The sequence below is a fragment of the Flavobacterium sp. genome (assembly GCF_024642105.1).
In the GTDB taxonomy this organism is placed as follows: domain Bacteria; phylum Bacteroidota; class Bacteroidia; order Flavobacteriales; family Flavobacteriaceae; genus Flavobacterium.
Genome location: NZ_JAHEBT010000052.1, coordinates 483,607 through 510,307 on the forward strand (window position 1 = coordinate 483,607; position 26,701 = coordinate 510,307).

General features: G+C 35.2%; 19 protein-coding genes and 1 pseudogene. 6 read left to right on the forward strand and 14 right to left on the reverse strand.

The window, feature by feature from the left end:
* The first annotated feature begins 5 nt into the window (after nt 1-5).
* Together pyk and Q0L65_RS07705 are read left to right on the forward strand one after the other, a co-directional pair.
* A complete protein-coding gene (gene pyk, locus Q0L65_RS07700) occupies nt 6-1,439 on the forward strand; it encodes a pyruvate kinase (protein WP_296684994.1) in 1,434 nt (477 codons plus the stop codon).
* A gap of 126 nt (nt 1,440-1,565) precedes the next feature.
* Complete coding sequence (locus Q0L65_RS07705; protein ID WP_296684996.1) at nt 1,566-2,327, forward strand: Bax inhibitor-1/YccA family protein; 762 nt, start codon at nt 1,566-1,568, stop codon at nt 2,325-2,327.
* A 105-nt stretch (nt 2,328-2,432) separates the two neighbouring features.
* Here the strand turns inward: Q0L65_RS07705 and dinB are convergent.
* Nucleotides 2,433-3,514 (reverse strand): annotated as a pseudogene (gene dinB / locus Q0L65_RS07710) (DNA polymerase IV).
* Between the two features lie 70 nt (nt 3,515-3,584).
* On the opposite strand from dinB, the gene Q0L65_RS07715 reads away from it, so the two are divergent.
* The gene (locus Q0L65_RS07715; RefSeq protein ID WP_296685209.1) at nt 3,585-4,052 is read left to right on the forward strand and encodes a CYTH domain-containing protein; all 468 of its coding nucleotides are present in this window, start codon (nt 3,585-3,587) and stop codon (nt 4,050-4,052) included.
* Between the two features lie 2 nt (nt 4,053-4,054).
* Here Q0L65_RS07715 and Q0L65_RS07720 read toward each other — a convergent pair whose 3' ends face one another.
* The 9 genes from Q0L65_RS07720 to uvrC form a co-directional block, all read right to left on the reverse strand.
* Nucleotides 4,055-4,537 carry a septal ring lytic transglycosylase RlpA family protein gene (locus tag Q0L65_RS07720; RefSeq protein WP_296684997.1) on the reverse strand — a complete coding sequence of 161 codons (483 nt, stop codon included), beginning with the start codon at nt 4,535-4,537 and terminating at the stop codon, nt 4,055-4,057.
* Between the two features lie 72 nt (nt 4,538-4,609).
* Nucleotides 4,610-5,032 (reverse strand): hypothetical protein, encoded by a 423-nt coding sequence (locus Q0L65_RS07725; protein WP_296684999.1) that lies wholly within the window; start codon nt 5,030-5,032, stop codon nt 4,610-4,612.
* A 104-nt stretch (nt 5,033-5,136) separates the two neighbouring features.
* Nucleotides 5,137-7,899 (reverse strand): TonB-dependent receptor, encoded by a 2,763-nt coding sequence (locus Q0L65_RS07730; protein WP_296685000.1) that lies wholly within the window; start codon nt 7,897-7,899, stop codon nt 5,137-5,139.
* 296 nt (nt 7,900-8,195) lie between these two features.
* Nucleotides 8,196-9,839 carry a glucose-6-phosphate isomerase gene (pgi, locus tag Q0L65_RS07735; protein WP_296685002.1) on the reverse strand — a complete coding sequence of 548 codons (1,644 nt, stop codon included), beginning with the start codon at nt 9,837-9,839 and terminating at the stop codon, nt 8,196-8,198.
* A gap of 112 nt (nt 9,840-9,951) precedes the next feature.
* Entirely contained in the window at nt 9,952-11,181 is a 1,230-nt protein-coding gene (locus Q0L65_RS07740) for a peptidoglycan DD-metalloendopeptidase family protein (protein WP_296685003.1), read from the reverse strand.
* 12 nt (nt 11,182-11,193) lie between these two features.
* Complete coding sequence (locus Q0L65_RS07745) at nt 11,194-12,129, reverse strand: tryptophan 2,3-dioxygenase family protein (protein WP_296685005.1); 936 nt, start codon at nt 12,127-12,129, stop codon at nt 11,194-11,196.
* Nucleotides 12,129-12,899 (reverse strand): DUF3108 domain-containing protein, encoded by a 771-nt coding sequence (locus Q0L65_RS07750; RefSeq protein WP_296685006.1) that lies wholly within the window; start codon nt 12,897-12,899, stop codon nt 12,129-12,131. The genes Q0L65_RS07745 and Q0L65_RS07750 overlap by 1 nt, the downstream gene beginning before the upstream one ends.
* Nucleotides 12,900-13,294: 395 nt before the next feature.
* On the reverse strand, nt 13,295-15,631 hold the full coding sequence (locus Q0L65_RS07755) for a patatin-like phospholipase family protein (protein ID WP_296685008.1): 2,337 nt from the start codon (nt 15,629-15,631) through the stop codon (nt 13,295-13,297).
* Nucleotides 15,632-15,637: 6 nt separating this feature from the next.
* Entirely contained in the window at nt 15,638-17,431 is a 1,794-nt protein-coding gene (uvrC, locus tag Q0L65_RS07760) for an excinuclease ABC subunit UvrC (protein WP_296685009.1), read from the reverse strand.
* 207 nt (nt 17,432-17,638) lie between these two features.
* On the opposite strand from uvrC, the gene Q0L65_RS07765 reads away from it, so the two are divergent.
* Both Q0L65_RS07765 and Q0L65_RS07770 read left to right on the forward strand, forming a co-directional pair.
* On the forward strand, nt 17,639-18,202 hold the full coding sequence (locus tag Q0L65_RS07765; RefSeq protein WP_296685011.1) for a 5-formyltetrahydrofolate cyclo-ligase: 564 nt from the start codon (nt 17,639-17,641) through the stop codon (nt 18,200-18,202).
* A 61-nt stretch (nt 18,203-18,263) separates the two neighbouring features.
* Complete coding sequence (locus Q0L65_RS07770) at nt 18,264-20,255, forward strand: transglycosylase domain-containing protein (RefSeq protein WP_296685013.1); 1,992 nt, start codon at nt 18,264-18,266, stop codon at nt 20,253-20,255.
* Between the two features lie 182 nt (nt 20,256-20,437).
* On the opposite strand, the gene Q0L65_RS07775 is transcribed toward Q0L65_RS07770, so the two are convergent.
* From Q0L65_RS07775 to Q0L65_RS07785, 3 genes are all read right to left on the reverse strand, one after another.
* Nucleotides 20,438-21,475 (reverse strand): NADP(H)-dependent aldo-keto reductase, encoded by a 1,038-nt coding sequence (locus Q0L65_RS07775; RefSeq protein ID WP_296685014.1) that lies wholly within the window; start codon nt 21,473-21,475, stop codon nt 20,438-20,440.
* 295 nt (nt 21,476-21,770) lie between these two features.
* Nucleotides 21,771-22,712 (reverse strand): OmpA family protein, encoded by a 942-nt coding sequence (locus tag Q0L65_RS07780; RefSeq protein ID WP_296685016.1) that lies wholly within the window; start codon nt 22,710-22,712, stop codon nt 21,771-21,773.
* 142 nt (nt 22,713-22,854) lie between these two features.
* Nucleotides 22,855-23,619: an exodeoxyribonuclease III gene (locus Q0L65_RS07785; RefSeq protein ID WP_296685018.1), complete on the reverse strand. Its 765-nt coding sequence runs from the start codon at nt 23,617-23,619 to the stop codon at nt 22,855-22,857.
* A gap of 143 nt (nt 23,620-23,762) precedes the next feature.
* On the opposite strand from Q0L65_RS07785, the gene Q0L65_RS07790 reads away from it, so the two are divergent.
* On the forward strand, nt 23,763-25,565 hold the full coding sequence (locus tag Q0L65_RS07790) for a GNAT family N-acyltransferase (RefSeq protein ID WP_296685019.1): 1,803 nt from the start codon (nt 23,763-23,765) through the stop codon (nt 25,563-25,565).
* 103 nt (nt 25,566-25,668) lie between these two features.
* Here the strand turns inward: Q0L65_RS07790 and Q0L65_RS07795 are convergent, their stop codons facing one another.
* Nucleotides 25,669-26,613, reverse strand: a complete 945-nt coding sequence (locus tag Q0L65_RS07795) for a 2-hydroxyacid dehydrogenase (RefSeq protein WP_296685021.1) — start codon at nt 26,611-26,613, stop codon at nt 25,669-25,671.
* Nucleotides 26,614-26,701: the final 88 nt, after the last annotated feature.

Sequence of the window (26,701 nt, forward strand, 5' to 3'; positions counted from 1 at the left end):
TAGAAATGCTTAAAACAAACAAGAAAACAAAAATTGTAGCCACACTTGGACCTGCATGCAGCACTAGAGAGATCATCAAAGACATGATTGAGGCAGGAGTTAATGTGTTTAGAATAAATTTTTCGCATGCCGATTATAATGATGTTAAAGAACGAATTAACGCTATCCGTAGTATCAACGAAGAATACGGTTATACAACAGGAATATTAGCCGACTTACAAGGGCCTAAACTTCGTGTAGGAGTTATGGAAGAAGGTGTAGTAGTAAACGATGGTGATTTAATCACTTTTACTACAGCCGAAGATATCATTGGAACAAAAGACAGAGTTTTCATGAAATACCAAAACTTTCCAAACGATGTAAATCCGGGGGAAAGAATTTTGTTAGATGATGGAAAATTGATTTTCGAAATTGTTTCAACTGACAAAAATACTGAGGTAGTTGCTAAAGTTATCCAAGGTGGTGAATTGAAATCTAAAAAAGGAGTTAACCTTCCAAATACTAAAATTTCACTTCCGGCATTGACTGAAAAAGATATTGCAGATGCTATTTTTGCTATTGGACAACAAGTAGATTGGATTGCACTTTCATTCGTAAAAACACCAAGAGACTTACAAGACCTTCAAGAATTAATCGCTGAGCATTCCGAATTTAAAATTCCAATTGTTGCCAAAATCGAAATGCCAGAAGCATTAGAGAATATGGACAAAATTGTAGCTTATTGCGACGCTTTAATGGTAGCTCGTGGAGATTTAGGGGTTGAACTTCCTGCTCATGAAGTACCATTGGTACAAAAAGAATTAATCGTAAGAGCTAAAACAGCTCGTATCCCAGTTATTGTAGCAACACAAATGATGGAAACGATGATTACTAGTTTAACTCCAACTCGTGCTGAAGTAAACGACGTAGCTAACTCGGTTATGGATGGTGCTGATGCAGTAATGCTTTCTGGAGAAACAGCAGCAGGAAATTATCCTGTTCAGGTTATTCAAAAAATGACTCAAATCATTGAAGCAGTAGAAGATTCTCCGCTAATCAAAGTGCCTCAAAACACGCCACAAGTTAGAACGAATCGTTTTATTACTAAAACAATCTGTCAACACGCAGCACAAATGGCTAATGTGATCAAAGCAAAAGCGATTTGTACATTAACTAATAGTGGATATACTGCTTTCCAAATTTCTTCTTGGAGACCATCAGCTCATATTTTAGTTTTTACATCAAACAAACGAATCTTAACTCAATTGAACTTGTTATGGGGAGTTAAATCTTTCTACTATGCTAAATCGGTTAGTACTGATGACACGGTAACCGATGTAAATGAAATGGCAAGACAAAAGGGATATGTTGAAAAAGGTGATTTCTTAATCAACTTAGCAGCGATGCCTATTACTGACAAAGGAATGGTAAATACTTTAAGAGTTTCTGAAATAGAATAATAGAATCTATTTATAGTTAAAAAAGCCCTCTTTCGGAGGGCTTTTTTTATTGTAAAATTTTATGAATAAATAAACATTTAGTTATCAAAATATATTTTACTTTTGAACAACTAAATCTAAAGTATTATGAGTTCAAATTCAAAAAACCCGTTTTTAAACAATAAAATTTTTACTTCTGCCAAAGAAGAAGTTCACGAAGCAACAATAATTGGTCACGAACAAACAATGACTATAGCCGGAACCATGAACAAAAGTTTAATTCTGTTTTTACTTTTGACCGCAGCTGCTATGATAACTTGGTGGATGGCAGCTAATGGACAAAGTCCAATGGTTCCAATGATTGGAGGCGCTATTATGGGACTTATTCTAGTAGTAATTGCAACTTTCAAACCGCAACTTTCTGGTTATTTAGCCCCTGGATACGCTATTTTTGAAGGCTTATTCATTGGGGGAATCTCAGCAATATTTGAAATTAAATATCCCGGAATCGTAACCCAAGCCGTTGGAGCTACATTGGTAACCTTTGCCATTTGTTTGGGATTATACAAATTCAAAATTGTTCAAGTTACTGAACGTTTCAAATCCATCGTAATAGCAGCGACATTAGCCATTGCTACTTATTACTTGATTTCTTGGTTGATTTCTTTATTTACCAATTTTGTGCCTGTACACTATGGAAATTCGATGATGAGTATTGGAATTAGTGTTTTCGTTATTGTAATTGCTGCCATGAACTTATTCCTTGACTTTGACCAAATTGAAGAAGGTGCCAATAGAAAAATGCCAAAATATATGGAATGGTATGGCGCTATGGGATTGATGATTACCTTGGTTTGGTTGTATATGGAATTCTTACGATTGCTTTCAAAACTAAACAGTAGAGATTAGTTATAAACCTACCCAATAACAACAAACCCATTAAGAAATTTCTTAATGGGTTTGTTGTTTAAAAAAAGGCTTCCAGCCTTCAGAAGGCTGGAAGCCTTTAATATATTAAAAAGCAAACTGTAATTGCACCACTACCGTTTTCTTTTGTTCTGTATTCAAATTACTCAACGAAATTCCGAGTAGCCGAACAGAATCTTTCATTCGCTCTTGGTACAACAACTCTTTTACATTTTCTAAAATCAAACCTTTATCAGCAATAAAATAAGGTACCGTTTACTCCTTGTTTGTTGTGTAAAATCGCTGTATTTGATTTTCAAGGTCACTGTTTTTCCTGCAATATTGTATTTTTTTAAACGACGTTCTAAGCTGACCGCAATTTTTTCAAGTTGTTCCAACATAAAAATTTCAGAAGACAAATTGGTATCAAAAGTATGCTCTGCCGCAACTGATTTTGTGATTCGATCAGGTTTCACTTCGCTATTGTGAATGCCACGCACGACATGATAATAAAACACACCCGATTTACCAAAATGGGTTGATAAAAATTCCAATGATTTACTCTTTAATTCTAATCCAGTAAAAATCCCTAGTTGATACATTTTCTCTGTGGTAACTTTACCCACACCATAGAATTTTCGAATAGGCAATACTTCTAAAAATGAGAGAACTTCCTCTGGATTGACCGTCTTTTGTCCGTTAGGTTTGTTGTAATCACTTGCAATTTTGGCCACAAATTTATTTACTGAAATTCCTGCCGAAGCAGTCAAACCTACCTCGTTCAAAATACGCAATCTAATTTCCTGCGCTAATAAGGTGGCGCTGGGGTTTCCTTTTTTATTATGAGTGACATCCAAATAGGCTTCGTCAAGCGAAAGTGGTTCTACCAAATCCGTATACTCATGAAAAATGGTATGAATCTTTTTTGAAATTTCTTTGTAACGCTCAAAACGAGGTTTGACAAAAATAAGTTCGGGACAATTTTTTTTAGCTAAAACGCCACTAATCGCACTTCGAACACCAAATTTTCTAGCTTCATAACTTGCCGCCGCTACCACTCCTCTGTTTTCAGAACCTCCAACAGCAATGGGTTTTCCTCTCAATTCTGGATTATCCATCTGCTCCACAGAAGCATAAAATGCATCCATGTCAATGTGAATAATCTTTCTATTAGAGTTATTTTCGAGCATAGCACAAATTTATACAAAAAGGATTAGTTGAAAACACCTAACTTTGAAAACAAGAAAATCAATTGGATCGATGGTAGAAATAGAACGCAAATTTTTAGTCACTTCAAACGCATTTAAAAGCGACGCTTTGCGCGAAAATCATATTGCACAAGGCTATTTAAATTCCACCCCTGAACGTACAGTACGTGTGCGTATAAAAGGCGAAAAAGGATTTCTAACTATTAAAGGAAAAACAAACGAAGCAGGAATGTCGCGTTTTGAATGGGAAAAAGAAATTCCAGTTGCTGAAGCAAAGGAATTATTGCTATTGTGTGAAAAAGGAGTAATTGAAAAAATCCGCTATGAGATACAAGTGGGGCTACATCTATTTGAAGTAGACGAATTCTACGGAGAGAACGAAGGTTTAATTATGGCTGAAGTAGAATTACAATCAGAAGCTGAAGTTTTTGAAAAACCAATTTGGCTGGGAGAGGAAGTGACTCAAGATCATCGTTATTATAATTCTTATTTAAGTCAACGTCCATTCAAAAGTTGGTAGAATTAATTATCTACTACTTCTATTTTAACCCGCATCATTCCACTTCTTTTATTTTGAGCAATTTCCATAAAAGCACGTTTGGTAAGGTCTATTTCTTTGGAACGCACAAAAGGCCCCCTATCTGTAATTTCTACAATTACTGAACTCCCATTAGCTTCATTGGTAACTCTAACTTTTGTTCCAAAAGGCAACTTTTTATGAGCTGCGGTATAGCCACTATTACTAAATTTTTTTCCACTAGTCGTTCTCTTTCCATTAAATTTATCAGCATAGTAAGAGGCAATTACTGATTTTTTATACAGTTTCCATTGTATTGGATCTATAAAAGCACTGTCTATTTGGATTTCCTGCGGTACTAATCCTAATTTATTTTTTTTAAGAGTATCTTTTGCTGTTATTACTTTTTGTTTAACTACAGCCGCTGTCTGGCTCCAAGCCAAACCAACTATAGCAACCAAAAACAATACTACTATCCTTTTTCTCATTTATTCTGTATTAAATTGATATCTAATTGCATTACACTAGATAAAAAAAGTCCTTTTCAGGACTTCATAATTTTAGAACCACAAATTCCAAGGAATCCTGCTTAAGATTAAAACCAATCCTAAACCATAAAAAATAGCAATGGATTTGAACTTAGCTTCATTTGTAGCTGCTTTTTTATGTTTAGACCAACCAATTGTGATCAAAACAATAGCAATGATATTAATTAATGGATGTTCTAAAGATGTTAATCGGTAGGCCTCGTTTTTCATTTGTCCAAAAACAGCTAACCCTAATGGAGACACAAAATACAAAACTAAACCCACAAGCAATTGAACATGAGCTCCTATTAAAGCAAACAAAGCAATTTTTCTGTCTTTAGTTGTAAACTCTTTTTGGGATGATTTCCCAATAAAGGAATTAACCACCGCTATTACTAAAACTAAAATGGCTAAATACGCCCAACCTGAATGAAATTTTTGAATGAATTCGTACATGTTTTTTATTTTATTGAATTTCAAATATAGTAAAAAAATGGTACAAAAAAAACGGCAACTCCTTTTTATGGGAGTTGCCGTTTGTATGTAGTAACTTTCTTTACTTAGAAGTTATAACGCAACGTGAAGTTCCATGTTCTTCCAAAACCAAAGAATACTTGGTTAGCATCAGCTACTCCTTTGTATGTTCTTCTCATCATATCATAAGTTGGTCCTGAAGTTCCAGAAATATAATCACTAGCGAAAATGTTAGTTCTTGACTCAGCAATATACACTTCATCTAAAAGGTTATTGATATTCAATCTAAAATTCAATGATTTTGATTTATCAGCACCTAATAATAATTTATAAGAAACTCCTGCATCAACTAAACCATAAGAAGGCAACTCTAAAGTTCCTTTATTTGTAGCTAAAGTTTGTTTAGTAGGATCTAAACTTGCATATAATTTATCAGATAATCTATAGTTAGCATCAATATTAACTCTAGGAGCTAGTTCATATGCAGCGCCAATACTAGCTGTCATTTGAGCAACATCTCCTACTCTTGTTCCATCAACATAATATGTTGTTGTTGTTCCACCAGAGATATTATTATTGTTTACATCAAATCTTCTACCTGTAATGTTACCTTCATATACCCATTTTCCTAATGAGAACATCCCGTTTAATTTTAATTTATCACCCACTTTTGCATTCATATCAACTTCAACTCCTGAGTGAACTTGAGTAATTCCAGCAAAATCATAGTATCCTCCTGGATTATCAGTTGCAGCGTCATTTGCTCTTTGGTATCTGTCTTTCCATGAAGTATGGTATAGATTCACATTAGCGTTAAACACTGCCGAACGGAAACCATATCCTGCCTCTAATCCTAATACTTTTTCATTAGTTAAGTTTTCGTTAACTAAAGATTGATTATTTGGATACACTGCATTAAAGAAAGGTTGTTTTGAATAATACCCTGCATTCACAAATACATTATGGTTGTCATTGATGTTGTAATTAGCACCCCCTTTAACGTTACCACCTAACAAGTTTTTATAGTCTGTAGATGACAAAGGGTTAGGAGTTAAATACAAGAAATAATCATCTCTTCTAAATCCTTGATTAGAAACAGCTCCTTGGAAAAACGCTGTTAATTTTTCAGCAGAATACTCTAACTGGGTGAACGCACCGTACCAATTCACTAAACCATCATTGTTGTAGTTTATTTTAGCTGTTTGATAATCTAAACTAAAGAATGGATTTAAATTTGGTCTTGCTGCATAGGTTGCAGTTAACACTCTATTTGGATTGTTTTTGTCGTTATTATCTAAATAATTTTTCGCACCTAACAAATCAACTATGTTTTGGTAGTGAATTCCTCTATATGTTCTAGCATCAAGACCAAAATCTAAAGTGAATCTTTCAGATAATTTGGTATTCAAGTTAATTACACCTCCATACCAGTTGTGTGAATTGATAGAAGAAATTTTTGTAATACCATTTGTAGTATTGTTTGAAGTAGTAGAACTATTTTGGAAAGCACCACTAGTAAGTGTTCTAGTTGAAATGCCTGTTGAACCTGGAATAACTACACTTGATCCAGAATTCCAAGCTTGAATTAAGTCAACATTGATAATCCCATTTGGCAATCTTAAATTATCTGAGTTGAATCTATTTCCTCTTATTGCTCCAGCACCATTAGATCCTCCACCACGACCCCAAGAACCGTACACTACTGTAGATAATTTAGTTTTGTCGTTGATTTTGTAATCCCAGTTAATAGATGCAATTGGTTTGTGGTAATAATTAGTTCTAAAGTTATATTCTTGACCATTTAAAATACCCCAATCATTGTTATATCTTCTGTTTGGCTCACCATTAGTACCATATTTAATAAACTGAGCAATTGTTGGAGCTGTAGATCTTTGATTGTGCCATTGAGGTGCACCAGTGATTGTAAATTCTAAATCGTGTTTTGCATTGATTTTATAACCAATTCCGATAAAGTAGTTTCCTCCTTCGAATTTAGTTCCATCAACATAATTATCTCCTGCAGTTTGACTTAACAATACCGAAGCAGATAAACCGTTTTTCATTACTCCAGTTGAGTAAGATGCTGATTTTTTCAAGTAATTATTGTTAGCAAAACCAACAGCTACATTACCACCTTCTTTCATATCAGCAGAACGAGTTACTACGTTAATAGTTCCTCCTACAGATGAAATAGCTAGTTTAGAAGAACCTAAACCTCTTTGTACTTGCATAGCCGAAGTTACATCTGACAAACCAGCCCAGTTACTCCAGTACACAGAGCTGTTTTCCATATCATTAACAGGAACCCCGTTAATCAAAACCGCAATATTTTTTTGATCAAATCCACGGATATTGATTCTTGAATCTCCAAAACCACCACCTGATTTAGTAGCATATACTGAAGGCGTATTTGCTAAAACCTCTGGAAATTCTTGAGAACCCAATTTTTCTTGAATCTCAGCAGCTTTAATTGTAGATACAGCTACTGGAGTTTTTCTGTCTTTAGCAACGTCTACTACTGAACTTCTTACTACAATTTCTTGTAATTGATTATCATCAGCAATTAAAGCAACAGTACCAACATTAGTTGCACCATTAAACTTAACTGTTTTTGATTTGTAACCAATAAAAGAAATAACTAATTCTCCTGAATTAGTTGTTGTATTGATAGAAAATTTTCCATCAAAATCTGTTGAAACAGCAATTTTTGTTCCTTTAATAACAATATTTGCTCCAGGTAAAGAACCTTTACCATCTGTAACAGTTCCAGTTACTTTCCCTTGTGCGAAAGCTGTAGAAACTATTAAAAACATTAATCCTGTAAGTAACCAGTTTTTCATTGTTTTCATTGTTGTTTTGTTAATTTATTTTTGGCAAAATTATAACATTTTTGTCTTAATACGTTAACACAACGTTAAAAAATTCACTTTTCCCGCGTCTTTTTTGAATTAATGATGATTTTACAAGGGGTTTCAATTAAAAAAACACAATTAAAACATTTTGAATTCCTTTTTTATTGATTTTGCAATAAATAAAAGTACCCTCCAAATAATTATCTTTAAAAAGACCAAAATTCAATAAAAAAAGCGCTTTGAAATAAATCAAAGCGCTTTTTTATCTACTATTTACAATCTAAGTTCTCAACTTATTTATTTTGTAAAAAATGATTCAATAAAAACGAAGTAGAACTATCGTGGTTTTTAACTGTTTTAGTATTGATTTCATCTAGAATAGAATTGGCCAATTGTTTTCCTAATTCCACTCCCCATTGATCAAAACTAAAAATATTCCAAATTACCCCTTGAACAAAAATTTTATGTTCGTACATCGCAATCAATGAACCCAATGATTTTGGAGTTAATTTTTGAATTAATAAAGTATTCGTTGGTTTGTTTCCTGTAAACACTTTAAATGGCAACAAAGTCGCTGCTTTTTCTTTTGACAGCCCTTGTTTGTCAAATTCAGCTTGTACTTGCGATTCTGTTTTACCATGTAACAACGCTTCTGTTTGGGCGAAAAAGTTAGACATCAATTTGTCATGGTGATTATCATCTCCATATAATGGTTTCACAAATCCAATAAAATCAGCAGGAATCACTTTTGTTCCTTGATGAATCAATTGAAAAAAGGCGTGTTGCGAATTCGTGCCTGGCTCTCCCCAAATGATAGTCCCAGTTTGATAGTTGACTGGTTTTCCATCACGTCCTACACTTTTACCATTACTTTCCATTGTTCCCTGTTGTAAATAAGGGGCTAATTTTTGTAAATATTGCGTGTACGGAATCAAGGCTTCACTTTCGGCACCAAAGAAATTATTGTACCAAACGCTCAATAGAGCTAATGTTACCGGGATATTTTGGTCAAAGTCAGTGGTTTTAAAATGCTCGTCCATTTCATTGGCTCCATTCAATAAGGCATCGTAATTTTCAAATCCAATAGCTAAACTAATAGAAAGACCTACCGCACTCCACAATGAAAAACGACCTCCAACCCAATCCCACATTGGGAAAACATTATCTGGATTAATTCCAAACTCTGTTACCTTATCTAAATTAGTAGAAACTGCAACGAAATGTTTGGCTACATCTTCTTGTTTTGCTGATTTTAAAAACCATTCCTTAATAGTTTCTGAGTTTGTTAAGGTTTCTTGTGTGGTAAATGTTTTAGAAACAATCACAAACAAAGTGGTTTCTGGATTGATTTTCTTGATAATTTCATTGACATGGTCTCCATCTACATTGGAAACAAAATGAACATTCAAATGATTTTTATAAAATTGCAAGGCTTCTACCGCCATGGCTGGTCCTAAATCAGAGCCACCAATACCAATATTAACAATATCGGTAAACGTTTTACCAGTATATCCAGTTCTTTTACCAGAAACTACTTCGTTAGTAAACGCTTTAATTTTATTTTTTACCGCATACACTTCTGGCATTACGTTTTGACCTTCTACGTTAATTACCGCAGATTCTTTAGCACGTAAAGCCGTATGAAGCACTGCTCTGTTTTCTGTCTGATTGATTAATTCTCCCTCAAAATAAGACGCAATAGCTTCTTTCAAACCCACTTGATTCGCTAATTCTAACAATAAAGTTACCGTTTCTTGATTGATTCTATTTTTAGAATAATCCAAAAGAAAATCATTCCATTTTAAATTGAATTTTTCTACGCGCGACGCATCTGCTTGAAATAATTCTTGCATAGTAGTCGATGCAATTGCATTATAATGTTGTTGCAATTTTGCCCAAGTAGGAGTTTGGGTAGGATTAACTGTTTGTAAAGCCATTTTTATAATTGGTTTGTTCTATTATTTTTTAATTTCGGGCAAAAATACTGAAATTAGTTTGAATACCACTTGTACCCAAAACATATCACAATTTTAAGAAAAAGAACTGTTTTTATAAGTTGGCTACACTATCCAACTCTCTTTTTAGGGGTTCGATTTGTTGTAAGTATCGCTTTTTAGAAGCACCTGCCATTGACTCTCCTGTAGGGAGTTTTAAGCGCAAGGCATCTACCTGAACCCCGTTTTTCCAAAAACGATAACAAACATGAGGCCCTGTGGCTAATCCTGTACTTCCCACTCTACCTATAATTTGTCCTTGAGTTACATGCTGACCTCGTCTAACCAAAATTTTCGACATATGAAGGTATTGTGTCGAATAAGTACTGTTGTGTTTTACTTTCACAAAGTTCCCGTTTCCTGTAGTAAAACCCGTTTGTTCTACCACACCTGCTGCAGTAGTTGTGATTGGCGTCCCATGAGGAGCCGCATAATCAGTTCCTTTATGAGCTTTCCAAATTCCTTGAACGGGATGCAATCTATTCGAGCTGTATCGCGAAGTAATTCTACTAAATTTAATTGGAGTTTTTAAGAAGAAATTCTTCAATGTTTTTCCTTCGTCGTCATAATATTCAATCTTTCCTGAAGAATTTGACGAGTAAGGAAACGCATATACTATCTTGCCTTTGTATTCAAAAAATGCAGCTTCCAAGCTATCTACGCCATCATAAATGGAATCGTTGATATACCTTTCGGTAAACGTTAAAGCAAAACGATCTCCTTTTTTTAATTTGAAAAAGTCAATCGACCACGCATATATTTTTGTGATTTTACTTGCCAAAGCTCCTTCTACTCTAGCACTTTCCAATGTTTCAGAAAGCGAGCTTTTTAAAACCCCACCAATCGTTCTTCGTTTGAGTGTAATAGGTTTAGTTTTTTTATAAGCTACGACCGAAGTATCTCGTAAATCAACTACGTAGTAATTCACCGCATCCGGTTGATAAATAAAAACCTGTAATTTGTTCTTTCTGTCTTTTGACCTAAGTAATACATAGGGTTTGTTGTATCGCATGATACGCACATCAAAAGTGTCTTTGACTTTTTCGATAATATCATACACTTCCTTATCTCCTATATTTTGTCTTTCAATGATGCTGCCAAAAGTATCTCCCTTTTTGATTGTATCATGAATAACATTAAAATCAGCATAGGTAAAACCAAACTCACTCTTTTTAGGAGCAGATTGAATTTCCTGTTCATCCAAACTTTCTTGATTTTTAGTACAAGAAAGAACAGATAGCAGAATAATTATGATTAAGAAAAAGGGCGGTATTCTTTTTAACATTAGGCAATCATATTATTTAGTTTCTCCCCAATTGGCTAATTCCTCAGCACTCCATAATTCAGGAAAAAATATTCTTCGTTGGTATTTAGGGTGCATGTATTTTTTCCAATCACTACCTCCAGTAGCTTCTCCATCTCCCAAACCACTTTGGTCTATATATTTAATAGCGACGTTCAAATGTTGCATTACCCAAGTAATATTTACCGTATAATCCAAATGACGCATCGCTTGGATTAATGTTGTATTTTGTTGATCTTCAAGCGGCAATTGTTGGAACTTTTGCCAAATATTTATCGTATTATATTCTTGCATATGACTCAAGAAAATATTTTTGTATTTTCTTTCGAACTCTTCCAAAAGAAACGATTTTTCTCCTGTCTTATAATCTTTCCCTGCGGCTTGCCAATACAAATGTTCAAACGCATATTCAAACGAAGTATCTCTATCAATAGAAGCTCTAAATCGATGGTCTATTAGATTAATTAAATCGGTAGAGCAAAACTCAATTAGACGGTACTGTGCACTTTGGAAACCACTGGCTGGGGTTAATGTAGTTCTAAATTTCATGTACTGCTCCACTTCCATCCCGTTTTCCATGATTTCAAACGAAGTGGTCAACATATCAAAATAACGACTAATGCGCATTAAACGTTCGGTAAAAAAATCAATTTTGATGTCCTGACAATAGGAAATTTGACGCATTTCCCACAAAATCATTTTAAAAATTAATTCATTGACTTGATGATACATGATAAATACCATTTCGTCAGGAAGCGTAGTTCTTTGCGTTTGAAGACTCAACAAAGCATCTGTTTGAATGTAATCCCAATAGGTTATTGGCTTAGACCAAAGCAACCCTTCGAGTTGAGTTTCGGTTTTTTGATTGATTGCGTCGTATTTTAAATCAATTTCTTTTAAAATAGCTGCTGAACTATTGGTACTAGTCATTACTGTTTTACTTTAAATGGATTTTTCAATCCTTTGAATGCATCTAAATCTGCTTTGATGGAACCTACGGCTAAACTAGCTTGAATTCGAAGAGGAATCTTATTATCATCATCTGAAATCCAAACCGTTACACTTTCTTGCTCTTTAAAAACCCTTCCTGATTGTACTAAGGGTCTAAAAATCATCGTAGCAATAGTGCCAAATTTAGTTTTAATATCGTCCCGACCAATGAATTTTAACTTAAACTTTGTAGTTTCATCGTCAAAAAACATATCAATAGCAACAGACTCGCCTGGCTTAATTTTATTAATATTGGGAGAATTTCGAAGATAATAAAAAGCAGAAAGGATATCTTGAGTGTTTTTTGGAATCACAAAAACTTTTTCCGTTCTGTGTTTGTAATCTTTTACCACAACCTTATTTAGGTTTGTATTGAAAAAACCTTCTTGGTTTTTAGTATATCCTCCTTCGTCAATTTTTCGAACAAACTGATATGGAACAAATGTTTCTTTATTGATGTAGCTTTCATATAAATCGTCCACTTTGAAAAAAAATCGAGAAAACCCTGTCGTATACCCTTTTCCTACTAAATGGAAAACTTTTTCATTATTAACACTCGCTTCCTTTACTTCTAGAGTAGCATAACCTGCATTAACAAACCCATAATGAATGCGGAATTTAAACCATTCTCCCACATCAAAAGTAGCCTCACTTTGGGTATCAAAACCAAGTGTTGTCAGTAGGAGCAAAAAAAATAGTGCTTTTTTCATAATATAGTTGGGGTACTTCATTTATGGTTTTTACCATTTCTGTACCAAAAGTATTAAAACAAAAAAACTCAGTCAAATATTGACTGAGTTTTTGTGCTATTAACTAACCAAAAAACTATAAATTATGAAATTTATATCAAAACCGAAAGGAAACCACCCCTTTCATTTTTGTTTTACAAATTTACAGCAAGTTCAATAGTTTTTTTTCATTAAAATAGACTTTAACAGAAGATTTGTCATTTATAAATCCGAAAACACTTATTTTTTTACATAATAAAAAAATAAGTGCCTTTTTTAATGATTATTTTAATTTATTTTAAACATATTCCATCAAAATTCTCAATAAAATTCAAAAAATTAAGAGTTTTAAAAGCTAAAAACGCCTGGTTGAAGCACTAAAACCAAAAACCAACACTAAACCAAGTATAGCCTTTAGCATTTTCTGGAGACCAAGAATATTTTGCCTCTATAGGCCCAATAGCTGTTTCTAATCCATAGCCAACAGCATAACCAGAGTGTTTTGGAAAAGCAATCCAATCACCGGATTGAAAAAGATTGTCACCCAAATTCGCAAAATTTGCAGAAAAGTTCAAATGATTCTTTCTATAAAATTCATAATCAATAGTTCCTGTCGCTTTTATATAACTATTAGCCGCTACACTCAAGAAATCGTAACCGTAAAATGGTCTAAAGTTATTGATGCTATTATACCCATATCCACCTAAAACAAAATTAAAAAATGGCACGCCATCATTTCCAATAGGCAAACCCCCATCTCCTTGAAATTTTAATATTAATTTATCCCAAATCGTTACAGCCTTCTCAAAATTAGCCTTAAAAATTGAAAAGGGTTTAAAATTGTTGTTATAGTCAGACGAAAACAAATAGGATTGAAAATCAGCCGTAAAATACCATCCTTTTTTTGGAAAATATTTATTATCAAACGAATCAAATTTGACATATCCAAATCCACTCCAATAACTACTTTTATCAATTATCGGATTGGCAATCGCTAATGTTTGTGAAGAAATACGCAAGTATTTTACTTCTACCCCTGCACCAACCAAAAAGCTCTGTGCCAAGCCTTTTTGCAAATAGGCCTGAGTGGATAAATCCATAAAATCAACATTGATTTCATTTATACCAAATGATCCCAAGTTTAAATCTGTAATATTCTGCGAAACATTCTTATTAAACTGATTGAATTGTGATTTAAAACCAAAACTAAAATTGAATCCATTATCAATGTAATAATCTAAATTGTATCTAAAATTATCCCCTAAAACCAAATCTAAAGAAGCAAGATCGTTTTTAAAAAGAGTGTTTTTATTAGTCAAATTAACCAAGACACCGCTTTTAAATAAATCATCATAATGCAATCCAAATTTCAAATATGTCTTTATTGGATTTTCTACCAATTTCAGATTAAGATTCTCTCCTTTTTCTTCGTTTTCAAAAGAATAACTAATCGCATTAAAATTTTCTGTAGCATTAATTGTATTTATTCCCGATTGTAAGTGAGAATACGTTATTTTTTGGCCAGGTTTAAACCGTAATTTACCCAAAACATAATCTTCAGTAAAATTATTCAATGGGTTCGTCTTAATTTGAACCAATTGTAAACTGTCTTTTACAACATCTAATTTGGGTTTTATATATGGATTCTGAGAATCCGCAAGAGCATAAATTTTTTCGTATACAGAGAACGCAGCTTCTTCTCCCTTTCTTATTATTTCTTTGCCTTTGTCAAAAGAAATAACACCGTAATCTTTGATATCAGGATTAATATAAACATCAGTATCTTGAATTTTGCTCTTCATTTTTTCAATTGACTGGAGATTAGTAATCTGAACCAATATTTTAGTTGCATTTTTAAGCTGATTTCGATCTAACAATTCATCCTGAACATCCACACCTATAACTACATCAGCACCTAAATTTCGGACTTCTTCAATCGGATAATTATTTGCTACACCACCATCAACCAGTAATTCTCCATCAATTTCAATGGGTGAAAATAACGATGGGAAAGCAGCACTTGCCAACATGGCTTGTGCCATATTTCCTTTATTAAGCAGCACCTGTTTTCCTGTCTCAATATTGGTTCCAATGCATAAAAATGGAGTGGGCAACTGATTAAAATCTTTCACATGTCTCACATTTCTAGTCAACCTGCTCAGCAAATTAAAATTGTACAACCCTTTAGACAATGCTTCGGGAATTCCGATGCGAAATTTATTAAACGGAAGCACTAAGGCATACGACTCGTCATTGCGTTTTTCGTAAAAACTCTTGGAAGACCTTGGAATAAAGTCATTTAATAATTCGTCAAAATTTGTAGTTTGGAAAATAGAATCTATTTGAGCCGCATTGTATCCCGAAGCATACAAACCTCCAACAACAGCGCCCATACTGGTACCTCCAATGTAATCAATTTTAACTCCAGCCTCTTCAATTACTTTCAAAACTCCAATATGAGCAAATCCTTTGGCTCCACCCCCGCTTAACACCAACCCAATTTTTGGTCGTTTTTGTTCTTGTGCAAAAGTATTTTGAAAACTAGATACGAATAGCACCGTAAATAGCAAGCCCCAGATGGAAGTGGAAAGCCCCGAAAGAACAAAGCCTATTTTTTCTTGAAAAAAAAGAGCGACCACAGAAGCTCCTTTTTTTTCCTTAGAAAAAAAGGGTTTTGATAGAGGACTTGGAACGGACAGCTGGGATAGGCTCATAAAAAATTATTTGGTAGTGTAAAAGTCGGTAATTTTTTTGGCTTTTGATAGCCCCACCACCTCAGAAATTTCTTTTTCGGTGGCCAATTTCAATCTTTTAACACTTTTAAAGTGCTGAATCAGAGTCGTCATAGTCTTTTCGCCAATACCTGGAATGGATTCTATAGACGAATTGAGGGCGGCTTTGCTGCGTTTGTCACGATGATGGGTAATTCCAAAACGGTGCGCCTCGTTACGCAATTGCTGAATGACTTTGAGTGTTTCTGATTTTTTGTCGAGGTAGAGCGGAATGGAATCGCCAGGATAAAAGAGTTCTTCCAAACGTTTTGCAATACCGATAACGGTGATTTTTCCGCGAAGACCCAGATCGTCAATGCTTTTCAACGCCGAAGACAATTGTCCTTTTCCTCCGTCAATAATAATCAACTGAGGCAAGAGTTGGTTTTCGTCCAAAAGGCGCTTGTATCGTCGGTATACTACTTCTTCCATTGATGCAAAATCATTCGGTCCTTCGACCGTTTTGATATTAAAATGACGGTAGTCTTTTTTGCTCGGTTTTCCATCTTTGAAAACTACACAGGCCGAAACAGGATTTGTTCCTTGTATATTAGAGTTGTCAAAACATTCAATATGGCGTGGTTCTACGGGCAAACGTAAGTCTTTTTGCATCTGCGCCATAATTCGGTTGACGTGTCGGTCAGGATCAACAATTTGCAATTGTTTCAACTGCTCGATACGGTAAAACTTGGCGTTGCGAATGGACAAATCTAAAATTTGCTTTTTATCGCCTAATTGAGGTACGGTGATTTTGATATTTTCACCCAGATCGACTTCAAAAGGCACAATAATTTCTTTAGACAATAACTGGAAACGTTCCCGAAGTTCGATTATGGCTAATTCTAGCAGTTCTTCGTCGGTTTCTTCCAATTTTTTTTTGATTTCCATCGTATGGGAACGAATAATTGAACCGTGAAAAATTTGCAAAAAGTTGACATAAGCCGCACTTTCGTCTGAAATAATTGAGAACACGTCAATGTTCGTGATTTTCGGATTGATAATCGTAGAACGCGACTGATAATTCTCAAGAATTTCTATTTTTTCTTTGATTTTTTGGGCTTCTTCAAAACGCATTTCTTGCGCCAATTCGGTCATCAAGCGTTTGAAGTCTTTCATGCTTTCTTTAAAATTCCCTTTGAGAATTTCGCGAATAGCATCGACTTGTTTTTGATATTCAGCAACGGTTTCATAGCCTTCGCAAGGGCCTTTGCAATTACCGATATGGTATTCCAAACACACTTTGAACTTACCACTTTCAATATTATTAGCACTTAAATCAAAATTGCAGGTGCGCAACGGATACAATTCTTTAATCAAGTCCAAAATAGTATGTACCGTCTTGAAACTAGTATAGGGTCCAAAATATTCCGAACCGTCTTTGACCATTCTTCGGGTAGAGAAAATACGTGAAAAAGGTTCTTTTTTAATGCACAACCACGGATAACTTTTATCGTCTCGCAACAACACATTATAACGCGGTTGCAGGGTTTTTATTAAATTGTTTTCCAGCAAAAGGGCATCGGTTTCGGTAGGCACCACAATGTGTTTGATGGTCACAATTTTCTTGACTAAGACATTCGTTTTGGCTGTATCGTGAATTTTATTGAAATACGACGAAACTCTTTTTTTTAGATTTTTGGCTTTGCCCACATACAAAATCTTCCCGTCCTTATCGTAGTATTGGTAAACACCCGGATTGTCCGGCAGGGTTTGTATTTGTAAAGCAATGCTTGGTGGCGTCATTTTGTATTGGCTCGAATTGTTTCCAAATTTACAAATAACATCTTTGCAAATCAAAATCAGGCGTTTTCTTTTACGGCGCGAAAATTAATAGTACTTTTAGATTCTGGAACCATTAAGAAATTACCGCTCATTAAGTGATTTCCTTAATTTAACTAATTCCTTAATGGCGAAAATATTTCATAATATGATTTCTTATTTTTGCCTATTATGACAAAAAACGAACTGCGCAATCAATACAAAGCGCTCCGCACCAATCTTTCAGAAGCCGAAATCGAAGAAAAAAGTTTGGCTATTGCCAATGGCGTGTTGGCACTTGACATCTGGGACAAAACCTATTTTCATGTTTTTTTACCCATTGAAGAGCAAAAAGAAGTCAATACCGAATTCTTACTGCATTTGCTATCGGGGAAAGACAAAGAAATTGTGATTTCGAAATCCGATTTTACCACGCGAAAAATGACGCATTTTCTATTAACTGACAATACCAAAATCAAGAAAAACGACTACCAAATTCCCGAACCTGTGGACGGAATCGAAGTGCCTTCGTCCAAAATTCAAGTGGTGTTTGTGCCGCTTTTGGCTTTCGACACCCTTGGAAATCGTGTTGGTTATGGCAAGGGTTTTTACGATCAATTTTTGTCTGAATGCCAACCCGAAACCATCAAAATTGGCCTTTCTTTTTTTGAAGCCGAAAACACTATAACAGACGTTTTTGAAAAGGATGTTCGGCTGGATTTTTGCATCACTCCAAAAAAGTGCTATCGCTTTTAATTTCAACTGAAAAATTGGCTTTTTTTTACTTTCTTTACAACTTCAATAATTTGTTTTTTTTATGAGATTCAACAAGAAGAAAATAGGAATTACTCTCGGAGTTCTTTTGGTTTTATTGGCTTCTACTTTGGCAACTTTTTATTATTTCAGAGACGAAATTTTAAAAGTAACTTTAGAGAAAGTAGCGGTGAAAATGGATCGTGATTACGATAGTAAGTTTACTATAAAAACGGCCTCTTTTGACGGAATTTCAGCCGTAAACCTAACCGATGTAGTTTTGGCTCCCAAACATGCCGACACTTTATTCAAAATTCAAAAGATGAAAACCAGTATCAGCTTTTGGCATTTGCTGATTGGTGATGTGCAATTGGGTACTTTAGAAATCAAAAATGGTTTGGTGCAACTCATAAAAAAAGGGAATGTTCGCAACTTTGATGCTTTCTTAAAAAAGAACAAAAATCAAGAAGTAACGGATGAAAAAAGAGACTACGCTGCTTTAGCAAAACGCATTATATTCCGATTGTTGAATTTAGTTCCAACGGATATGGATATCCAAAATTTAGTTTTTAAATTAGACGACAACGGAAAAAAAGCTACGATTGACATTAAAAAATTAGCCTTAGACGGTGGCGATTTAGAAAGTGTAATTCACGTTAAAACCAACACGTTTGCACAACGTTGGCGCATTGCGGGAGAAGCTGATCCAAGAGACCGCACTGCTGATATTCAGTTTTTCAATATGGATGGAGGACCAATAAAAGTTCCGTATTTTGATGAACGATTTCATTTGGTTTCTAGTTTTGATTCCATTCGTTTGAATATCGAAAATATTGAAAGTGATGGTGATGAATTTCATATTGATGGCTACTCGTCCATTGCCAATTTAAAAGTCAATCACTCCAAAATTGCGAGTAAAGATGTAGTCATTCGCAATGCTCGTTTTGATTACCGTTTCTTGCTAGGCGAAGATTTTATCTCCTTAGATAGCACCTCAACGGTTCAATTGAATCAGATTAAATTTCATCCCTATTTGGCTTACGAAACCGAAGAGGATACCATTTATAAAATGAATATTCGTATTCCAAAAATGCAAGCGCAGCATTTTATCACTTCGCTTCCTGATGGACTATTTACTAATTTCCAAGGCATGTTAGCTAGCGGTAGTTTTGATTATAAATTGGATTTTATGTTCAATAAAAACAAACCGGAAGATATTGTTTTTGACAGTAAATTGAACAAAGAAAATTTACGAATTTATCGTTTTGGACAAGCCAATTTAGGAAAACTCAATGGCGAATTTGAATACCGAGCCATTATTAACAATGTACGTCAGCGTCCTATTTTTGTAGGTAGTTCCAATCCCAACTATACTCCGATGGATCAGATTTCGCCTTACTTAAAAAAATGTGTTTTGACTACTGAAGATCCTTCTTTCTTTAGACATCGCGGATTTATTACAGAGGCATTCAAACAATCCATTATTAAAAATATCAAGACGCGAAAATTCTCCCGCGGAGGTAGTACTATCAGTATGCAATTGATTAAAAATGTGTTCTTAACTCGTGAGAAAACCTTGTCGCGTAAATTAGAAGAAATTCTATTGGTTTACATTTTGGAAAACAACCGAATTGTAAGCAAAGAACGCATGTTAGAAGTCTATTTCAATATTATTGAATGGGGTCCCAACGTATACGGAATTGGCGAAGCGAGCCGTTTTTACTTTCAGAAAAGTCCTGCCGATTTAACCTTTAACGAATGTTTGTACTTGGCTACTATTATTCCGAGTCCAAAGAAATTCATGTATCAGTTTGACGACCAAGGAAATCTGAAAGGTTTTGCTTTAAAAAACCAACGCTATTTGAGTAATTTAATGTTGCGCCGTGGCATTTTAAATGCTAGCGACAGCATTAATCCGTATGGCGTATCGCTTTCCGGAAATGCGCGTTCGTTCTTAACTATTCGCAAAGCGCAAGATACCACTGGTATAGCCGTAGATTCCATTCCGCCGAAAGAAGACTTTGATTTTGAGTTTCTAAAAACGGATGAGGAATAAGTAGATAGACGATTTACGATATGCGAAGGACGATATACGAATTTTCCATGTAACAATTGATTGATTTAAAAATGGATACATTTTAAATTCATTTGGAAAAATTAAACCGCAGATTCGCAGATTTTTCAATACAAAATCTGCGAATCTGCGGTAAATAATTTAATTACGATCGACCCTCGAAACTAAGGTGCAGGATCTGGAATTATCGCCTGGATACCATCAATCGCTTTCAACACTTCCTCTGAAAGTGTTACCTGAATGGTAGCAATATTTTCTTTCAACTGTTCCATTGTAGTAGCACCAATAATGGTACTGGTTACAAAGGGCTGTTGTTCAATAAAAGCCAATGCCAATTGTGTTAAAGTTAATCCGTGTTGTTGGGCAATTTCATTGTACAAACGAGTAGCTTCTGCTGATTGTGGGCTGCTGTAACGAGCCATTTGAGGAAATAAGGCCAATCTAGAAGTAGGATGTTGTTGCCCATTCAAAAACTTTCCTGACAAAAGTCCGAAAGCCATTGGAGAATAGGCTAACAAACCAACATTTTCGCGCAAACACACCTCAGCATTTCCCACTTCAAAAGAACGATTCAACAACGAATACGGATTTTGTACGGTTTTGATTTTAGGTAAATTGTGGTACTTGTGTTCTTCCAAGAAGCGCATCAAGCCCCAAGGCGTTTCATTAGACAATCCAATATGTTTGATTTTTCCTTGTTTGACAAAACCTTCCAAGCTAGTCAACACCTCGTGAATATTATCTTCCCAAGCGTCGTCTTGTGCTTTGAATCCGCGTTGTCCAAAGAAATTGGCTTTGCGTTCTGGCCAATGCAATTGATAAATATCTATATAATCCGTTTGTAAACGTTGCAAACTATGATCCAAGGCATACTGAATACTCGCTGGCGAAAAATCAACTTTTTCTCGCATATAGGTAAAGGCAGGATTCGGTCCTGCAATCTTTGTAGCCAAAACTACTTGGTCACGATTCCCTGTCTTTTTAAACCAAGTCCCTATAATGCGTTCAGTGCTTCCATAGGTTTCTTGACGTCCTGGCACCGAATACATCTCGGCTGTATCAAAAAAGTTAACCCCTTGCTCCAAGGCATAATCCATTTGGGCGTGACCCTCTGCTTCGGTGTTTTGTTCACCAAAAGTCATGGTGCCTAAACAAATTTTACTGACTTTAATTTCGGTATTGGGTATAGTGGAGTATTTCATGTTTGTATGTTGCTTTTTTTGAAAAACAAATATACAAAGGAATGGCAATTGCAATGGCAAAAAAACAAACTCAATTTCAAGATTAATACAATTGTGAAATTGATGTTTGAAAATGGTACACGGATTACACTGATGCTCCGCAACACGGATTCAAACGGATTTATAAATCAAAAAAAAGCGCAACTAATTTGCGCTTTTTAATATATAAAATCTGTGCAATTGGTGCAATCTGTGTTTTTAGATTGCTTCGTCGTACCTCCTCGCAATAACTCTACTACTTTGCTACTCTGAAACTCTAATTAATCTCATTCAACATTTCTGCAATGGCATCCAATCTTGGCGTTAAAATAATTTCGATACGACGGTTTTTAGCTTTTCCTTCAGCAGTAGTATTACTAGCTAATGGTGAGAATTCTCCTCTACCAGCAGCAGTCAAATTTTGTTTGTTGATTTTTTTGTTTTCACTCAAAATCCCTACAATTGAAGTGGCTCTTTTAGTTGATAAATCCCAGTTATCTGCAATAGGTCCCGAAGCGGTAAACGCATCATCATCGGTATGACCTTCAATTAAAACGGCAATATCTGGATTATCGCCTAGTACTTTTCCCAATTCAACTACGGCTTTTTTACCTTCTGAACTTACCGCCCAACTTCCTGAACTAAACAACAATTTGTTTTCCATTGAAACGTATACTTTTCCGTTTTTTTGTTCTACGGTCAAGCCTTTTCCTTCAAAACTATTTAGGGCTTTAGATAAGGTTTCTTTTAGCTTTTTCATGCTTGCTTCTTTAGCGGCAATCATGTCTTCTAGTTCTTTCAAACGTTGCGCATTTTTACCTAATTGCTCTTGTTCTAGAGCTAACGCCTTCGCTTTTTCGTCTAATTCGTCAAGCAATTCACGATTCTTTTTCATGTTTTTTTCCAAAGACTCATTGCTGTTTTTTTCTAGAGCCGCATACGAATCCTGAAGCGCTTTGTATTTATCTAAATTAGTTTCATGTTCTGCTTTCAATTTGGTGTAATCTGATTTTAGCTTATCCAAATCGGTTTTCAAAGCTGCACCGTCTAATTCCAGTTGGTTTTTGGCTTTCGCCAAAGCGGCATTTTCGTCTGCAAGTGTTCTGTTTTCTTTCTTTAAATCGGTGTATTTGCTTTCTAAATCGGTATAGATTTTTTTGGACACACAAGAAGTGCTTAACGCCAATACTAACAATGCGATGGAAACTTTTTTTATCATGATGTGAGGTTTTTATTTCATGTTTATTAAACTACTTTTTATCTTTTTTATGTGACCCTAGCCCTGATGGGAGCGACATCCTGTGACGACGGAGTTCGGCGGCACAGATATAGCGTACAGCAGGAAATAGCTCCCAACAAAACTACTCAATTTCTACCAAAATCGGACAATGATCCGAATGTTTGGCTTCGGGCAAAATTAAAGCGCGTTTGATTCGGTTTTTCAAAGGTTCGCTAACCAAACAATAATCGATGCGCCAGCCTTTGTTATTCAATCTTGCGGTGGGGAAGCGCATAGTCCACCAGGTATAATTATCGGGTTCTTTGTTCAAAAAACGGAAGCTATCAATGAAGCCGCTTTTCAAGAAATTGTCTAGCCAAGTACGCTCGGCAGGCAAAAATCCGGATACATTTTTATTGCGAATCGGGTCATGAATATCTATTGCCTCATGGCAAATGTTATAATCACCACAGATCACTAAATTTGGAACGTCCTTCTTTAAATCGTTAATATAGTTTTGAAAATCATCCATGTACATGAACTTATGATCCAAGCGCTCCGAATTGGTTCCAGAAGGTAGGTACAAACTCATCACCGAAACCTCATCAAAGTCCACCCGAAGGTTACGCCCTTCAAAATCCATGTGTTCGATTCCGGTGCCAAAAACAATGTTATTGGGTTTTATTTTGGATAAAATAGCCACGCCACTGTACCCCTTTTTGGTAGCTGGAAACCAGTAATGATAAGGATAACCCGCTAGTTCAATATCTAAGGTCGGTACTTGATCGGCTTGGGCTTTAATCTCTTGAAAACAAATAACATCTGGATTGGCCTGTTGCAACCATTCGAGCAGTCCTTTTGAAATGGCCGACCTGATTCCATTGACATTGTAAGAAATAATCTTCATTGAAAAGTAGTGTTTTATTAAAGCTTAATTGGGCAGAATACTGTCTTCAAATGTAATAAAAAAGTAGAAGTTTGAACTAGAAAAGATAGAAAATGGAGTTTTTTGTTATCTTTGTCAATCGCCTCAAATACAAAAAAAATGATATGGGTTTAGTAACTGCTAAAGAAGTTGCGAAAGCAATAAATACGGATAAATACGGATTCCTAGGTACATTTTCGGGCTGGGTACTGATGAAAGTGCTTAAGATTTCTGAATTAAATAATGTCTATGACAGAAATAAACATTTGAGCGAAGTAGCGTTCTTAAATGGTGTTCTTGACGACTTACAAATCAAATTTGAAATTCCTGAAGAAGACCTAAAGAGGCTTCCTAAAGAAGGACCCTATATTACCATCTCTAACCATCCATTAGGTGGAATTGATGGCGTGTTGTTATTGAAATTAATGCTCGAGAGAGAGCCTAATTTCAAAATTATTGCCAACTTCCTTTTACACCGTATTGAACCTTTAAAAAAATACATCATGCCCGTAAATCCTTTTGAAAATCATAAGGATGCTAAATCGAGCGTAGTAGGAATCAAAGAAACATTACGTCATTTAAGCGACGGAAAACCGTTAGGTATGTTTCCGGCTGGAGAGGTTTCAACCTACAAAGATGGGAAATTAATGGTAGACAAACCTTGGGAAGAAGGTGCTATCAAAGTAATTCGCAAAGCACAAGTCCCTGTGGTGCCTATTTATTTTCACGCTAAAAATAGTGGTTTATTCTATTTACTTTCAAAAATCAGCGGCACCTTGCGTACAGCCAAATTACCTTCGGAAGTATTCAGTCAAAAAAACCGTATCATTAAAGTGCGTATTGGCAAACCGATATCGGTAGCAGAGCAAAACGAATACCAATCATTAGAAGACTATTCAGAATTCTTAAGAAAGAAAACCTATATGTTAGCCAATCCTTTTGAAAAAGGAAGTAAACTATTGCCAACACCCAACTTAAAATTACCCAAAAGTCCTAAAGAAATAGTGACTCCGGCAAATCAAGATAAAATCATTGCCGAAGTAGATGCACTACGAAATTCAGACTGTCGCTTACTACAAAGTAAAAATTACGAAGTGTTTTTTACTAAAGCATCTGAAATTCCAAATGTGTTACACGAACTCGGTCGCCTACGCGAAATTACGTTTAGAGAAGTAGGAGAAGGAACTAATGAATCAATTGATTTGGATCAATTTGACCAATATTATCACCATATGTTTTTATGGGATGATGATGCTAAAAAAGTAGCAGGAGCTTACCGTATGGGATTAGGTTCTGAAATTTATCCTAAATATGGAATGGAGGGATTTTATCTGAATGACCTATTTCGTTTTGAACCTGAATTGCATGATATGATGAGTAAATCCATTGAAATGGGTCGCGCTTTTATCATCAAAGAATACCAACAAAAACCCATGCCTTTATTCCTACTTTGGAAAGGAATTATCCATACTACTTTACGTTATCCAGAACATAAATTTTTGTTAGGAGGAGTTAGTATCAGTAATCAATTCTCTGATTTCTCAAAATCATTGATGATTGAATTCATGAAATCAAACTATTACGATCCCTATATTGCCCAGTACATTCACCCTAAAAAAGCATTCAAAGTCAAATTAAAAGATGCTGATAAAGATTTTATCTTTAACGAAACTGAAGCTGATTTGAATAAATTTGACAAAATCATAGACGAATTAGAACCTGGCAGTTTACGCTTACCTGTTTTGATTAAAAAATACATTAAACAAAACGCACGAGTGGTCGCTTTTAACGTAGACCCATTATTTAATAACGCTATTGATGGCTTGATGTACATTCGTGTCGAAGACATTCCAGATAGTACTATGAAACCTGTTATGGAAGAATTTCAAGCAGAGTTAGAACGAAAATTAAGCGAGAAAGAAGAGTAAACCAATTTCAAAATCAATAGCAATAGCAAAAATCAAATTATGGATTTGATTAATTCTATTGAATTGTGAACCTTAGCGACCTTGTGCCTTTGCGGCAAAAAAATCAGCTATAAAGAGCTTTTATTTTATCAACAATAACTTGTGCCAATCGTTCGTGACTTTCAAAAGTCCAACCTGCGATATGAGGAGTCAAAATAACATTTTTAGCATTCAGCAAATACTGAAAAGCTTCGGGTGTAGTTGCCTCTTGGAATAAAGTTTCGAAGGACAATTTTTCATATTCTAAAACATCCAATCCAGCGCCTAACACTTTCCCTGATTGTAAAGCCGCAACCAAATCCGCTGTGACAATGTTTTTTCCGCGCGACGTATTGATAATCCAAAGTGGTTTTGCAAATCCATTAATAAATGCCGCATCAACCATTTTATCTGTTTCGGGAGTCCAAGGAATATGTAAACTTAATACGTCTACTTTTTCTTGAAATTCGGCAAACTCAACTTGTCTGGCATTTTCATCACCCACATTTTCTTGAATATCATAACACAAAACATCCACCTCAAAACCGCGTAGTTTTTTGGCGAAAGCCTTGCCCATATTTCCGTAACCGATAATTCCCACCGTTTTACCGTCTAATTCGTGTCCGCGATTGCTTTCACGGTTCCAATGTCCCGCTCGAATCTCAGCATCGGCTTGGTTGAGATTATTAAAAAGCGATAAAATCATTCCTAAACTGTGCTCTGCAACTGCATTTCGATTGCCTTCGGGTGCGGCAATGAGTGCGATGCCTTTCGACTGCGCATACTCGCAATCAATACTTTCTAGTCCGGCGCCTACTCGAGCTATGAACTGCAAATTAGTCGCTTTGTCTAAAAAGGCTTTGTCAATTTTAAATCGGCTACGAATAACAATCCCTTGGTAGTTGTGAATTTTAGCTTCGATTTCCGCTTTGGAAGAGGTAAAATCTTCGTGATTCACGAAACCCGCTTGTTCTAATTGATTCCAAAGCAAGGGATGATTGCTATCGATATGAAGAATGTGTACCGCCATAAAAGGATTGTGTTTTGCAAACCCAAATTAACAAAAAAATTAGGTGTGAAATGTGTAAATTGCAGGCAATCTCATTAAAATGCAAAAC

Coding starts and splice junctions, on each gene's coding strand:
- pyk (WP_296684994.1), top strand. CDS start 6: ATGCTTAAAACAAACAAGAAAACAAAAATTGTAGCCACACTTGGACCT.
- Q0L65_RS07705 (WP_296684996.1), top strand. CDS start 1,566: ATGAGTTCAAATTCAAAAAACCCGTTTTTAAACAATAAAATTTTTACT.
- Q0L65_RS07715 (WP_296685209.1), top strand. CDS start 3,585: ATGGTAGAAATAGAACGCAAATTTTTAGTCACTTCAAACGCATTTAAA.
- Q0L65_RS07720 (WP_296684997.1), bottom strand. CDS start 4,537: ATGAGAAAAAGGATAGTAGTATTGTTTTTGGTTGCTATAGTTGGTTTG.
- Q0L65_RS07725 (WP_296684999.1), bottom strand. CDS start 5,032: ATGTACGAATTCATTCAAAAATTTCATTCAGGTTGGGCGTATTTAGCC.
- Q0L65_RS07730 (WP_296685000.1), bottom strand. CDS start 7,899: ATGAAAACAATGAAAAACTGGTTACTTACAGGATTAATGTTTTTAATA.
- pgi (WP_296685002.1), bottom strand. CDS start 9,839: ATGGCTTTACAAACAGTTAATCCTACCCAAACTCCTACTTGGGCAAAA.
- Q0L65_RS07740 (WP_296685003.1), bottom strand. CDS start 11,181: ATGTTAAAAAGAATACCGCCCTTTTTCTTAATCATAATTATTCTGCTA.
- Q0L65_RS07745 (WP_296685005.1), bottom strand. CDS start 12,129: ATGACTAGTACCAATAGTTCAGCAGCTATTTTAAAAGAAATTGATTTA.
- Q0L65_RS07750 (WP_296685006.1), bottom strand. CDS start 12,899: ATGAAAAAAGCACTATTTTTTTTGCTCCTACTGACAACACTTGGTTTT.
- Q0L65_RS07755 (WP_296685008.1), bottom strand. CDS start 15,631: ATGAGCCTATCCCAGCTGTCCGTTCCAAGTCCTCTATCAAAACCCTTT.
- uvrC (WP_296685009.1), bottom strand. CDS start 17,431: ATGACGCCACCAAGCATTGCTTTACAAATACAAACCCTGCCGGACAAT.
- Q0L65_RS07765 (WP_296685011.1), top strand. CDS start 17,639: ATGACAAAAAACGAACTGCGCAATCAATACAAAGCGCTCCGCACCAAT.
- Q0L65_RS07770 (WP_296685013.1), top strand. CDS start 18,264: ATGAGATTCAACAAGAAGAAAATAGGAATTACTCTCGGAGTTCTTTTG.
- Q0L65_RS07775 (WP_296685014.1), bottom strand. CDS start 21,475: ATGAAATACTCCACTATACCCAATACCGAAATTAAAGTCAGTAAAATT.
- Q0L65_RS07780 (WP_296685016.1), bottom strand. CDS start 22,712: ATGATAAAAAAAGTTTCCATCGCATTGTTAGTATTGGCGTTAAGCACT.
- Q0L65_RS07785 (WP_296685018.1), bottom strand. CDS start 23,619: ATGAAGATTATTTCTTACAATGTCAATGGAATCAGGTCGGCCATTTCA.
- Q0L65_RS07790 (WP_296685019.1), top strand. CDS start 23,763: ATGGGTTTAGTAACTGCTAAAGAAGTTGCGAAAGCAATAAATACGGAT.
- Q0L65_RS07795 (WP_296685021.1), bottom strand. CDS start 26,613: ATGGCGGTACACATTCTTCATATCGATAGCAATCATCCCTTGCTTTGG.